Below are 12,468 nucleotides of genomic sequence, written 5' to 3'. Positions count from 1 at the left end.
GCGGTCCGCCGTCGTCGGCCGGCTGATGGTGAATGATGCCCGGCTGTTGTGTTCGAGGCGGCTTGATCAGCACGGGCCACGGGCGCGGACAACGATACCGATGGGGCCATGGGGCCATGGGGCCGTGGGGCCGTGGGGCCGTGGGGCCGTGGGGCCGACGGCGGGTCAGGAGCCGGCGGGCCGACCGGTGGCGGCGTCGATCCATTCGGTGCCGCCGATCATGTAACCCCACTCGGTCTGGCCGCTGATGGCGCTGGTGCGGAACGGCTCCCCGTCGTCGTCGACGCGGAGGGTGCCGGCGCGGTCGCCGCTGGACCAGTCGAGTTCGAGGTACCAGCTGACGTCCTTGGCGTCGGCGCGCGCGTCGACGTAGAAGACCAGAGGTTCCTTCTCGTCGACCCACAGCGGGAGGTCGTCCTGTCCGGCCACCGCCGTCGGCCGCGGCGCGGTGGCGTCCAGGTCGACATCGAACGCCGTGGTCCGCACCGGGCCGCCGCCGCATCCGGAATAGCCGCCGTAAAGGTGCCAGGGCAGCGGCTCGCCACTGGCCGTGACGCGCACGCGCAGCTCGCGCAGGACGACCGTCTCCGTCTCCGTGCCCTGGATGGTGAGTTCCACGAGCTGCTCCCCGGCCGGGACGGCGCCCAGGGCGCGAACCCAGCCGGGGGCGTCCGTCTCGAACGGGGGCGGCGGCACCTGGGACGGCGGCCGGTCCACGAGGTAACGGCCCGCGCACTCCTCAAGCGAGTACGGGCGTGTGACCACGGCCAGCGGCGCCGGCTCGGTGGCCTGTTCCGAGGCGCCGGTCGCGGCGTCCTCGCCGTCTCCGCCGTCACCACCGTCACCACCGACGAGGAGGCCGGCGAGCAGGGCGATCGCCAGGGCGGCGGCGAGGACGCCCGCCGCGGCCAGCGCGAACCGCGGGCCCGACCCGCGAGGGGCGGGCGCCGACGACGGCTCGGGCGGGCCCGGGGCCCCCTCCGGGGCCGGCCTCGGGCCCTTCCTGTCCCGCTGCCGCGCCGTGTCGGCGGCGATCCACCGCCGGTGCAGCTCGGCGTGCTCCTCGGGCGTGGCCCGGCACAGCCGGGCGAACCGTTCCACGGTCGCGAACTCGGGCGGCAGCGCCTCTCCCCGGCAGTAGCGGTGCAGCGTGGACGCACTCATGTGCAGCCGCTTCGCCAGCACGCCGTAGCTCAGCCCCGAACGGTTCTTCAACTCGATGAGCAACGCGGCGAGGTCCGCCGTCTCCGCACCCGCCACCGCCGTCCCCCGTTCCTCGCGTCCTGTCCCGTCCCGTCCCGGCATTCGAAGCCGGAATCATCCTGGCAGGTCACCCGGGGTGGAACCGTCCCACCCCCCCGAAATCGCGGCGCCCGGTGGCAGGTGGGACGAAGGGCGTCACATGCTGCGGTCGTCCGGGCCACCGGGTCCGGCGGATTCACCGATCCGACGAGAACGACGAGAACGACGAGAGAGCAGGACCACGATGACCACCAACGCACCGCACCGCCGCACCCGTCTCCTGGCCGCCGCCGCGCTCGGCGCGACGCTCGCGCTGACGCTCACCGCCTGCCAGGACGAGGAGGCGGACGCCTCCGGCGGGTCCGCGTCCCAGTCGCCCGGCACGGAGTCGCCCCAGGAGGCGGGCGGCGACGGAACGGCCGGGGAGCACGGGGACGTGGCGGAGGGCACCGCCCCGCCGGCGACGGGCGGCGGAACGCCCGAGGACGGCGCCGGGGAGTCCGGGCAGGAGGCCAGCGCCTGCACGCCCGACACGACCGAGCTGACCGCCGCCCCGGTCGAACGGCCGATCAACCACATGCTGCTCACGGCGACCAACACCGGCGACGCGACCTGCGTCGCCTACCACGCCCCCTTCCTGCGCCTGGGCGACGACGCCCAGGCCGCCGTCCCGCGCAACGAGGACAGCAAGCCGCAGTCCGTCATCACGCTGGCCCCCGGCCAGACCGCCTACGCCGCGGTCCTCACCTCCTCCGCCGCCATGGAGGCGGCGGGCGGCTACACCGCGACGAGTCTCGGCGTGCAGTTCGCCGACGCCGAGGACGCGGCCATCGAGGGGATGGCGGACGTTCCGCTGCCCGGCGGCGACGTCTACGTCGACGACTCGGCGCAGGTCTCGTACTGGCAATCGTCCCTGAACGACGCGCTCACCTGGTGACATCCCGCGCGCCGGCCTCGTCCCGGGTGGCGGCCCAGCTGGCCAGCAGGGCGAGCTTGCCGGCGGAGTCCGTTCCCGGCGGGACGCTGTAGGTCACGATCTGGCGCCCGGCCTCTCCGGGCATCTCGAACACGTCGAACGCGACCTCGATCAGGCCGACCTCGGGGTGGCAGAAGGACTTCACGCCGGTGCGGTGCTCGTGGACGTCGTGGCCGGCCCAGTCCTCGCGGAACCGAGGGCTGCGCGTGGAAAGCTCGCCGATGAGGGCGGTGAGCCGGGTGTTGAGCGGGTCGCGGCCGGCTTCCAGCCGCATGATCGCCGCCGTGGTGCGGCGCGCCAGGGCCCAGTCGACGTAGTAGTCCCGGGCGCGGGGGTCGAGAAAGATGAACCTGGCGATGTTCGGCGTTCCCTCGGTGTCGAAGTGCGGCGCGTACAGGGCCCGGCCCATGAGGTTGGCCGCGATGATGTCCTGGTCGGCGGTGTGGACGAGCGCCGGCACGGTCATGTGGTCCAGGACCCGCTGCACCGAGGTGCGCACCGACTGGGCGGCCGGTTGCCTGGTGCGTGCCGACGCCGTGGCCGGGGCGGTGCGCGCCAGATCGAACAGGTACTCGCGCTCAACATCGTTCAGCCGCAGTGCCCGGGCGATCGCGTTGAGCACACTTTCCGACGCCCCGCGGACATTGCCGCGCTCCAGCCTGGTGTAGTAGTCGAGGCTGACGCCGGCGAGCATGGCGACCTCTTCGCGACGAAGGCCGGGCACGCGCCGCTCCCCGCCGAAGTCGGGAATGCCCGCCTGCTCGGGCGTGACGTTCGCGCGGCGGGAGATCAGGAAGTCCCGCACCTCGTCCTTCGTGCTCATGTCTGCAACGGTAGAGCCGTCACAGGGTGCGGTGGGGGGCCCTTCCGGTACCCCCCACCGCCCTGGCCGGTGCTGCCGCTCACACGGGGCGCGTCCGCTCGGGGCGCCGCTTATGCGGGAAGCGTGGAGATGTCGATGACGAACCGGTAGCGGACGTCGGAGGCGAGCACGCGCTCCCATGCCGCGTTGATCTGGTCGGCGCGGATGACCTCGACCTCGGGGGCGATGCCGTGCTCGGCGCAGAAGTCGAGCATCTCCTGGGTCTCGGCGATGCCACCGATCTTCGATCCCGCGAAGGAGCGGCGGTTCTCGAAGAGCGTGAACAACGTCACCGGAACCGGCTCAGGCGGCGCCCCGACACTCACAATCGTGCCGTGCAGGGCCAGCAGCCCCAGGTAGGCGTCCATGTCGATCGGGGCACTGACCGTGTTCACGATCAGGTCGAACGTGTTCGCCAGCTCCGTGAACGTCGCCGGGTCGCTGGTGGCGTAGTAGTGGTCCGCGCCCAGGCGCAGGCCGTCGTCACGCTTGCGCAGGCTCTGGGACAGCACGGTGACCTCGGCGCCCAGGGCGTGGGCGAGCTTGACGGCCATATGGCCGAGGCCGCCCAGGCCGACGACAGCGACCTTCTTGCCGGGCCCCGCGTTCCAGTGCCGCAGCGGCGAGTAGGTGGTGATGCCCGCGCACAGCAGCGGAGCGGCTTTCTCGAACGGGATCGCCTCGGGGACGCGGAGCACGAAGTGCTCGTCGACGACTATGTGTGTCGAATAGCCACCCTGGGTGATACGGCCGTCCCGGTCGACGCCGTTGTAGGTGTCGGTGAACCCGTTGTGGCAGTACTGCTCGTGACCGGCCGCGCAGTTCGCGCACTCACGGCAGGAGTCGACCATGCAGCCCACGCCCACCCGGTCCCCGACCTTGTGCCCGGTGACCTCCGGGCCGACCTGGGCGACGATTCCGGCGATCTCGTGCCCCACCGTGAGCGGGTACTGCACCTGCCCCCAGTCGCCGCGGACGGTGTGGATGTCGGAATGGCATATCCCGGCCCAGGCGATCTCGATGAGCACGTCCTTCGGGCCCACCTCGCGCCGCTGAAACGTCCCGGGGGCCAGCGGGTCCGTCGCGGAGGTAGCGGCAAAGGCGCGTACGGCAGTCATCAGAATTCTTCACTCAGCCAATCGTGTAATCGGGTGATCGCTGACCGAGCGGCGCACACCGGCGCGAGCTCGCAGCGAGAGAAACGGGGCAGCTCCGGCCCCAGGTCCTCCAGCGAACCACGACGAGGCACCCGGGTGGGAGGCACTCTCAGACCCTCCCGCCCGAACGGGCCGGGTCGGTACCGTGCGGCGCGGTCCGGGGGGCGGGACGCCGATGAGTTCGCGGGGGGCCCGGAGTCGGAGAGAGGTGAGGGAACGACTTCAATAGGCGGGATCAATCATGGGCAAGCTGCTGTATTCGGTCGCCATGTCGCTGGACGGCTTCATCGCGGGGCCCGGCGGAGACATGTCATGGCTGGCGGAACACCTCGCCCCCAATCCGGTGATCGACGAGCTGATCGGCGAGGTGGGCGCCTTGCTCGTCGGGAACCGCACCTTCCGGGGCAGTGATCCGTACGAGGGCATGGAAGGGGAGGGCGAGGCGTTCGGTGGTGGCTGGAGCGGGCCGGAGTTCGTCCTCACCCACAACCCGCCCGCGACCCCGGTGCCGGGCGTCACCTTCGTGACCGGCTTCGACGAGGCCGTCGCGCTGGCCAGGGAGGCGGCCCGCGACAAATACGTCAACGTGCTCGGGGCCGACATCGCCCGGCAGTGCGTCGAAGCGGATGTGCTCGACGAGGTTCTGGTCTCCGTCGCGCCGGTCATGCTCGGCGACGGAGTCCGGCTTTTCGACCGCCAGGGCGGCGCCCCCGTTCCGCTCGAACGCCTCTCCCAGAGCGAAATGCCGCACCCGACGACCATCTGGCTGCGCGTCGTCCGCTGAGCCGGCGGGTCGCTGGGGGCCCTCATCAGCCCGGGGTGGATCTCCCGTCGCCGAGGTGGCCCGCGCGTACGTGGAGGCCGTGGAAGGCACCGCGCACGGCCGGGGGCGCTCCGGTGGCGGGAGTGCGGCGGGTCCGGTAGCCATGGGAGGGGGCGTTCGCGAGTGTGGTGAGGCGAGGAGCCGCGGCATGACCGATGTGTCCAGCAAGGGACCTGAGCCGAGTGACGAGCGGAAGGTGCTGACCAACCGGCAGGGCCATCCGGTCTACGACAATCAGAATCAGCGCACGGTGGGGGCCCGGGGCCCGGCGACGCTGGAGAACTATCAATTCCTGGAGAAGATCAGCCACTTCGACAGGGAGCGCGTGCCCGAGCGGGTGGTCCACGCACGCGGCGTCACCGCCTACGGCTACTTCGAGTCCTACGGCGCCTGGGGCGAGGAGCCCATCGCTCGGCACACGCGGGCGAAGCTGTTCCAGGAACGGGGCAAGCGCACCGACGTCGCCGTCCGGTTCTCGACCGTCATCGGGGGCCGCGATTCCGCGGAGACGACCCGGGACCCGCGGGGGTTCGCGGTCAAGTTCTACACCGAGGAGGGCAACTGGGATCTCGTCGGAAACAATCTCGGTGTCTTCTTCATCCGCGACGCCATCAAGTTCCCCGACGTCATCCATGCGCTCAAACCCGATCCCGTATCGCACGAGCAGAAGCCGGCCCGCATCTTCGACTTCATGTCGCAGACACCGGAAAGCATGCACATGCTGGTCAATCTGTTCAGTCCGCGCGGAATTCCCGCCGACTACCGCCATATGCAGGGCTTCGGTGTCAACACCTACAAATGGGTCAACGAGCAGGGCGAGACGAAACTCGTCAAGTACCACTGGATGCCCAAGCAGGGTGTGCGGTCCATGACCGAGGCGGACGCGGCGGCCATTCAGGCGAACGAGCTGGGGCACGCGACGAAGGACCTGTACGAGGCGATTCGCCGCGGCGACCACCCCGAGTGGGAGCTTCTCGTCCAGATGATGGACGACCACGAGCACCCGGAGCTGCACTTCGATCCGCTGGACGACACCAAGACGTGGCCGGAGCAGGAGTTCCCGCCCAGGCCGGTGGGCCGCATGGTGCTCGACCGGACGGTGGACAACTACTTCGCCGAAAACGAGCAGATCGCCTTCGGTACCGGTGTCCTGGTCGACGGCCTGGATTTCTCCGACGACAAAATGCTCGTGGGCCGCACCTTCTCCTACAGCGATACCCAGCGCTACCGCGTCGGTGCCAACTACCTGCAATTGCCCGTGAACGCCGCGAAGGGTGCCGCGGTGCGCACCAACCAACGCGACGGCCAAATGGCGATCGGTGTCGACGATTCCGGGGCGAACCCGGAGGTCAACTACGAGCCGTCCATCACCGGAGGGCTTCGCGAGGCCGAATACCGTACGACCGACGACCAGGGCCCGGAGATCCACGGCCGCGTCACGCGCAAGCGCATCCCCCGGACGAACGATTACCAGCAGGCCGGCCAGCGCTACCTGCTGATGGAGCAGTGGGAGCGGGACGATCTGGTGCACAACATGGTGACCCTCCTCTCCCAGTGCGACCGGCCGGTCCAGGAGCGGATGGTGTGGCACTTCCTGCTGGTGGAGAACGAGCTGGGGCTGCGCGTCGGCGAAGGGCTCGGTATCCCGGCGGACGCGGTTCGTCGGCTGCCGCCGCTGGCCTCGCAGACCCTCACGGAGGAGGACGAGCGGCGTCTGGCGCGGCTCGGGGACAACCCGCCGCGCGACGTGGCCGGACTCACGATGACGCACTGCGTTCCCGACGAACGGCACGTGGTCAGTCGCTGAGCCGCACGGCGACGGCGGGAACGGGCCGCGGGGGTCAGTTCTCGCCGTCGAGGTGGACGTGCTCGATGCCTTCGTCCAGGAAAACGGTCAGGTCCTGGGCTTCGGCGCGGACGGCTTCTCGTTCCGGGTCGGTGAGGCGGCGGAGAGGGCTGATGTGGAGTTGGTCGTTGCGCACGGCCCAGGTAGCGGCGACGCGTCCGTCGACAAGGACCGCGCGGTGGCCCGCGACGGACAGCCCGAGGTGGGGGGCGTCGATGATGCGGCTGCGGTCGTGGTAGCCGAGGATGGCATTGTCGAAGGCCGGCAGGAACCGGACGGGGGCCGGGGTGTCGGGGTGGGGGCGGGGCGCGTCGGGGAGATCGAGCAGTTCGCGGCCGCGTTCGTCGCGGAAGGCGACGAGTTCTTCCCGGACGGCTCTGACGGCGGCGGGCAGGCCGGCGAGGCCGCACCAGGCGCGTAGGTCCGCGCTGGCGGCGGGCCCGTGGGCGGCGAGATAGCGGCGCAGCAGCTGCTGCCCGACGGGATCGCTGTCCTCGGCGGGCAGGGGGGCGACGTCCCGTCCCAGCCAGGTGGCCAACGGCAGGTTGCGGACGCCGGCGGTCCGGTGCCACAGGCCGCGGGGCGGGAGCTGGACCATGGGGATGAGGGCCGAGACGAGCAGTTCGCCCAGGGCGCGGCGCGGTGGGCCGGGCCAGCGGTCTTCGATGGCTTGGACGAGTTCGCGCATGGTGCGGGGCCGCTGGTCGGCCAGGACCGCGCGGCCCGCGGCGGCAAGCTCGTCCACGTCGATACCGGCCAGTTCACGGCGGTAGGTGCCCAGCACTCGCTGGCGCAGCATGGTGTCGTGGCGGGCCCGCCAGGCGAGCGCGTCGTCGGCGGTGACGAGGTGGACGGTGCGGCGCATCAGGTGCGTGCGCACCACCGTGCGGCCGGTCAGCGCGTCGTCCAGCTGCCCGGGCTCGAAGTCGGCCAGGCGGGACCACAGCCCGATGAACGGTTCCTGTGGTTCCTGCGCCTGCAGGCCGCACAGGTGGGCCACCGCCTCGGGTACGGATGCGCCGCCGCGCTCCAGCAGGTGCTGGCGGGCGAGGGTGGCGCGGTTGAGAGCTCGGCTGTCAAGGACGGTCATGGCGTTCCCGGGCAGCGAGCGCTGACTTCGATGCCGGTCCTTCCCGGTTTCCGTATCCGCACGTTGGCGCGCTTCCTTTCCCTGCTTCACGTGCTCGGTGCCTGTGCCGTCCGGGCCGCCGCGGCCGCCCGGACGGCGCAGGCCTGTCAGGTCCGGCCGGATCAGCCGTTGTACGGGGCGGTGACGTCCAGGACCCAGGTGACGCCGAACCGGTCGGTGAGCATGCCGTACAGCGGCGCCCACTGGGCAGGCTCCAGCGGTTGCACGACGGTCGAGCCCTCGGCGAGCCTGCCCCACAGGGCACTGATCTCCTCGGCGTCGTCACCGCGCACGGAGACGAAGAACGGGTTCTCGCCCTGGTGCCATGGCAGTTCCGAGGGCACGTCGTAGGCCATGACGTGGAAGCCGTTGTCGCCGGCCACCTCGCCCCACGTCACCCAGTCCGCCTCGCTCTCGTCCCGCACGGCACCCGCGTCCTTGTAGGTGACCACGACAGTACGTCCGCCGAAGACGGACTGGTAGAAGTCCAGCGCCTCACGTGCGGTGCCCCGGAAGTTCAGGTGAGTGGTGGTCGTGACGGACATTGCCTGCTCCTTGCCTCGATGTGCTCGATATGACTGACGCGTACGCCGCGGGCGCTCCCGCCCCGAACGGCTCGTATGCCACCATGGCGCAGGTAGCGGACAGGTTGCGTCCGCTACCGCGGAAAGAATGGCTGCCATGCACAAGACGTCCTCCCGGCTGCTCGCGCTGCTCTCGCTGCTTCAGACGCACCGTGACTGGTCCGGCGAGGACCTGGCCGAGCGGCTCGCCATCACCTCGCGCACCGTGCGCCGTGACATCGACCGCCTGCGTGAGCTGGGCTACCTGATCACGACCGTCAAGGGACCGGCCGGCGGCTACCGCCTGGCGGCCGGCGCTCACCTGCCACCCATGCTGTTCGACGACGACCAGGCCGTCGCCCTGGCGGTCGCACTCCAGACCGCGGCCACCGGCACAGCCGGCACCACCGTCGCCGAAGACGCCATCCGCGCCCTGGTCACCCTCCGCCAGGTCATGCCGCCCCGCCTGCGCCACCGCATAGACCTGCTGCGCCTCACCACCGTCGCCGTCCAACCGCCCGCGGCCGGCGCCGATCCCCGGGTCGACGCGCAGCTCCTGACGGATCTCGGTCGCGTCATCCACGCCCGCGAGGAACTGCGCTTCGACTACGCGCCCGGCCCGGCCACCGCGGCCGACAACCCCCGCCGCGTACAACCGCACTCCCTGGTCACCTGGCGCGGTCGCTGGTACCTCGTGGCCTGGGACCTCGACCGCGAGGACTGGCGTACCTTCCGCGCCGACCGCATCAGGCCCCGCACACCCACCGGTCCCCGCTTCGCCCCACGCGCACTCCCCGGCGGCGACGTCTCCGCCTTCGTCATCAGCCGATTCCGCGGCAACGACGGCACCACCACCGACTGGCCCTGCCAGGGCGAAGTCGTCCTCCACCTGCCGGCCGCCGACGTCGCGCCCTTCGTCCAGGACGGAATCGTCGAGGAACGCGGCCCCCACCACTGCCGGCTCACCCTCGGCTCCTGGTCATGGACCGGACTCGCCGCCGCCATCGGCCGCTTCGACACCGAAGTCGAAGTCATCGGCCCACCCCAACTGGCCACCGCGTTCGCCGACCTCGCCGCCCGCTACGCCCGCGCCGCACGCGGCGCACGCGTCACGGGAGGGGCTGACGAGTGAACGGGGGCGTGAGGTGACCCCGGCGACGGCTCCCCGCGCCCGCGCCCGGGCCGGGCGTTCGACGAGGCATTTTGTCCCAAGGCATTGAAATCGATTCCACCCCTGTGCATCCTTCCCTCCTAGAACTCGCAGCGAGATGAGTGAAATCGATTTTTCGCGACCTCGTCCTTCCCTCGTGCACGTCCTTCTAGGAGTTCGCCCATGGAGATGCGTCCCGCGTCCGGAACGAACCCCCACGACCCCCGCACCGTCGCCGAGACCTGGCCGGTCGTCCGCCGCTACCGCGGCCGGGACCTGGCCCACATCGCCATGCCGGTCGGCGGCGTCGGCACCGGTTGCATCAGCCTGGGCGGACGTGGACAGCTCCGCGACTGGGAACTGTTCAACCGCCCCGCCAAGGGCTTCACGCCCGACACCTTCTTCGCGTTGCACGTCTCCGACTCCGCACCCGGCACCCCCGGCACACCCGGCACCACCCGGGTGCTGGAGGCGGCCCTGCTGGCGGAGGAGTACGCCGGTGGGCACGGCAGCCGGTCCGCCCTGCACGGGCTGCCACGCTTCCGGCACGGCGAGTTCGCCGCCGCCTACCCCTTCGGGCAGGTCCGCCTGACCGACCCGGAGCTGCCCGTGGAGGCGGTGGTGTCCGCGTACAACCCGCTGATCCCCGGGGACGCGGACGCCAGCGGCCTGCCGCTGCTCGTCTACCGCGTCCGGGTGCGCAACACCGGTGGCGCGCCGCTGGAGGTGAGCCTCTGCGGCAGCCTCCAGCACGTCGCCGGCCGCCGCCCCACCGGCGAAGTGCCGGCGGGCAATCGGTTCGAACTGTCCCGCGAGGGCGACGTCACCATGCTCGCCGGCGGTTGCGGGGAGGCGGTGGCCGAGGATGACGAGGCGTGGGGCAGCCTCGCCCTGGCCGCCGTCGGCACCCCGGTCACCAGTCACCGGCGCACCTGGGCGGATCGTTCCTGGGGCGACTCGCTGCTGGAGTTCTGGGACGACTTCGGCGACGACGGCCGGCTCGACGAGCCCGCCGCTCCGGACGAGGGCGCCCGGGTGCCGACCGGTTCGCTGGTCGTGGGCGCGTCCCTGCCGCCGGGCGGCGAGGCGGAGTTCACCTTCCTGATCGCCTGGCACTTCCCCAACCGGCGGGCCTGGACCCATCGCCCCGCCCCCGCCCCGGTCCACGGGCACGGCGGTCCCGTGGTCGGCAACCACTACGCCCTGCGGTTCGCCGACGCCGCCGAGGTGGTGCGTCGGGCCGTCCCGGAGCTGGCCGCCTACGAACGCCGCACCCGCGCCTATGTGGAGACCGTCACCGGCTCCGATCTGCCGGTGTCCGTGCAGGACGCGGTGCTGTCGAACGCCGCCGTGCTGAAGTCGCCGACCTGCTTCCGGATCGCCGACGGCACGTTCCTGGCCTGGGAGGGCACCAACGAGAACCACGGAAGCTGTCACGGCAGCTGCACCCACGTGTGGAACTACCAGTACGCGCTGGAACAGCTCTTCCCCGACCTGGCGTGGACGATGCGGGAGGTCGAGTTCGTCCACTCGCTGGACGAGCGCGGCATGATGAGTTTCCGCGCCGGACTGCCGCTGGCCACCGAGGGCACCGGCTGGCGGACGGCGGCCGCCGACGGACAGATGGGCGCGCTCGTCCGGCTGTACCGAACCTGGCAGCTCACCGGCCGGAACGACCTGCTGGCCCGGCACTGGCCGGCCGCGCGCCGGGCGCTGGAGTTCGCGTGGATTCCGCTCGGCTGGGACGCCGACCGCGACGGCCTCATGGAAGGCTGCCAGCACAGCACCTCGGACGTGGAGTACTACGGGCCAAGCGGCGTCAACCAGTCCTGGTACCTGGCGGCGCTCGCCGCCTGCGCGCGGATGGCCGAGGCGGTGGGCGACACCGGCTTCGCCGCCACCTGCCTGCGGGTCCTGCGCAGCGGGGCCGCGAAGACCGACGCCGAACTGTTCAACGGCGAGTACTACGAACACCGGGTGCTGCCCGCCGGCTCGGCCGACCGCATCGCCGAGGGCCTGCGCATCCGCTATGCCGACGGTGACAATCCGGACGTCGGCTCCGACGACCTGATGGACCCCGACCTCCAGATCGGCCCCGGCTGCATGGCCGACCAGCTCGCCGGCCACGCCCTGGCCCTCTCCTGCGGTCTTGACGACCGGCTGGACCGCGCCCACACCGCGACCGCCCTGGACAGCATCGTCCGGCACAACCACCGCGCGGGGTTCCACGGCCACTTCAACCACCTGCGCACCTACGCCCTCGGTGATGAACACGGGCTGCTCAACTGCACCTATCCGCACGGCGGTCGTCCGGAACGCCCCTTCCCGTACTGCAACGAGGTGTGGACCGGCGTGGAGTACACCGCGGCCGTCGCGCTGGCCGCACACGGTGAGCGGGAACGCGCCGAGCACGTGGTGGCCGACGTTCGCGCCCGCTACTCCGGCCGCACCCGCAACCCGTTCGACGAGGTCGAGTGCGGGCACCACTACGTCCGTTCCATGGCCTCCTTCGGTCTGGCCCACGCCTGGTCCCGCACGGTGGTCGACGCGACCGCCCGGACCATCGAACTCGACCCGCTGCCGGGCCGCTGGCCGGTGATCGCCGGGGCGCGGCTCGGCGTGGTCGAGGTGACCGCGCGGGCGGACGGACCGGCCGCGCGCCTCGTCGGCGCCGACGGGCCCGAGCCGTTCACCGTGGTGCTGCGCCCGGGCTGACCAGG

10 protein-coding genes are annotated in these 12,468 nt (G+C 71.4%); 5 read left to right on the top strand and 5 right to left on the bottom strand.

Going from position 1 to position 12,468, the window contains the following annotated elements; genetic code table 11:
* Positions 1–165: 165 nt before the first annotated feature.
* Positions 166–1,305: a helix-turn-helix domain-containing protein gene (locus tag RM779_RS13010; RefSeq protein ID WP_311617852.1), complete on the bottom strand. Its 1,140-nt coding sequence runs from the start codon at positions 1,303–1,305 to the stop codon at positions 166–168.
* Between the two features lie 181 nt (positions 1,306–1,486).
* Between RM779_RS13010 and RM779_RS13005 the strand changes: the two genes are divergently transcribed.
* Positions 1,487–2,179: a DUF4232 domain-containing protein gene (locus tag RM779_RS13005; RefSeq protein ID WP_311617851.1), complete on the top strand. Its 693-nt coding sequence runs from the start codon at positions 1,487–1,489 to the stop codon at positions 2,177–2,179.
* Here the strand turns inward: RM779_RS13005 and RM779_RS13000 are convergent.
* Positions 2,169–3,041 carry a helix-turn-helix domain-containing protein gene (locus RM779_RS13000; protein ID WP_311617850.1) on the bottom strand — a complete coding sequence of 291 codons (873 nt, stop codon included), beginning with the start codon at positions 3,039–3,041 and terminating at the stop codon, positions 2,169–2,171. The genes RM779_RS13005 and RM779_RS13000 overlap by 11 nt on opposite strands.
* Positions 3,042–3,151: 110 nt before the next feature.
* Entirely contained in the window at positions 3,152–4,198 is a 1,047-nt protein-coding gene (locus RM779_RS12995) for an NAD(P)-dependent alcohol dehydrogenase (RefSeq protein WP_311617849.1), read from the bottom strand.
* A gap of 280 nt (positions 4,199–4,478) precedes the next feature.
* Here RM779_RS12995 and RM779_RS12990 point away from each other — a divergent pair, with 280 nt between their 5' ends.
* Together RM779_RS12990 and RM779_RS12985 are read left to right on the top strand one after the other, a co-directional pair.
* The gene (locus RM779_RS12990) at positions 4,479–5,021 is read left to right on the top strand and encodes a dihydrofolate reductase family protein (RefSeq protein WP_311617848.1); all 543 of its coding nucleotides are present in this window, start codon (positions 4,479–4,481) and stop codon (positions 5,019–5,021) included.
* A 187-nt stretch (positions 5,022–5,208) separates the two neighbouring features.
* Positions 5,209–6,867 (top strand): catalase, encoded by a 1,659-nt coding sequence (locus RM779_RS12985; RefSeq protein ID WP_311617847.1) that lies wholly within the window; start codon positions 5,209–5,211, stop codon positions 6,865–6,867.
* A gap of 34 nt (positions 6,868–6,901) precedes the next feature.
* On the opposite strand, the gene RM779_RS12980 is transcribed toward RM779_RS12985, so the two are convergent.
* Together RM779_RS12980 and RM779_RS12975 are read right to left on the bottom strand one after the other, a co-directional pair.
* On the bottom strand, positions 6,902–7,996 hold the full coding sequence (locus tag RM779_RS12980) for a winged helix DNA-binding domain-containing protein (RefSeq protein WP_311617846.1): 1,095 nt from the start codon (positions 7,994–7,996) through the stop codon (positions 6,902–6,904).
* A gap of 161 nt (positions 7,997–8,157) precedes the next feature.
* Positions 8,158–8,580, bottom strand: a complete 423-nt coding sequence (locus RM779_RS12975; RefSeq protein ID WP_311617845.1) for a VOC family protein — start codon at positions 8,578–8,580, stop codon at positions 8,158–8,160.
* Between the two features lie 136 nt (positions 8,581–8,716).
* Between RM779_RS12975 and RM779_RS12970 the strand changes: the two genes are divergently transcribed.
* A complete protein-coding gene (locus RM779_RS12970) occupies positions 8,717–9,730 on the top strand; it encodes a helix-turn-helix transcriptional regulator (RefSeq protein ID WP_311617844.1) in 1,014 nt (337 codons plus the stop codon).
* 201 nt (positions 9,731–9,931) lie between these two features.
* On the top strand, positions 9,932–12,463 hold the full coding sequence (locus RM779_RS12965; RefSeq protein WP_311617843.1) for a GH116 family glycosyl-hydrolase: 2,532 nt from the start codon (positions 9,932–9,934) through the stop codon (positions 12,461–12,463).
* Positions 12,464–12,468: the final 5 nt, after the last annotated feature.

This window comes from Streptomyces johnsoniae (assembly GCF_031845565.1).
Lineage (GTDB): Bacteria > Actinomycetota > Actinomycetes > Streptomycetales > Streptomycetaceae > Streptomyces > Streptomyces johnsoniae.
The sequence above is the reverse complement of the archived record's forward strand: the minus strand, read 5'-3'. Positions and strand labels throughout refer to the sequence as shown.

Bases quoted from the DNA above. Each gene is read 5' to 3' on its own strand.
- RM779_RS13010 (WP_311617852.1), bottom strand. From the start codon at position 1,305: ATGCCGGGACGGGACGGGACAGGACGCGAGGAACGGGGGACGGCGGTG.
- RM779_RS13005 (WP_311617851.1), top strand. From the start codon at position 1,487: ATGACCACCAACGCACCGCACCGCCGCACCCGTCTCCTGGCCGCCGCC.
- RM779_RS13000 (WP_311617850.1), bottom strand. From the start codon at position 3,041: ATGAGCACGAAGGACGAGGTGCGGGACTTCCTGATCTCCCGCCGCGCG.
- RM779_RS12995 (WP_311617849.1), bottom strand. From the start codon at position 4,198: ATGACTGCCGTACGCGCCTTTGCCGCTACCTCCGCGACGGACCCGCTG.
- RM779_RS12990 (WP_311617848.1), top strand. From the start codon at position 4,479: ATGGGCAAGCTGCTGTATTCGGTCGCCATGTCGCTGGACGGCTTCATC.
- RM779_RS12985 (WP_311617847.1), top strand. From the start codon at position 5,209: ATGACCGATGTGTCCAGCAAGGGACCTGAGCCGAGTGACGAGCGGAAG.
- RM779_RS12980 (WP_311617846.1), bottom strand. From the start codon at position 7,996: ATGACCGTCCTTGACAGCCGAGCTCTCAACCGCGCCACCCTCGCCCGC.
- RM779_RS12975 (WP_311617845.1), bottom strand. From the start codon at position 8,580: ATGTCCGTCACGACCACCACTCACCTGAACTTCCGGGGCACCGCACGT.
- RM779_RS12970 (WP_311617844.1), top strand. From the start codon at position 8,717: ATGCACAAGACGTCCTCCCGGCTGCTCGCGCTGCTCTCGCTGCTTCAG.
- RM779_RS12965 (WP_311617843.1), top strand. From the start codon at position 9,932: ATGGAGATGCGTCCCGCGTCCGGAACGAACCCCCACGACCCCCGCACC.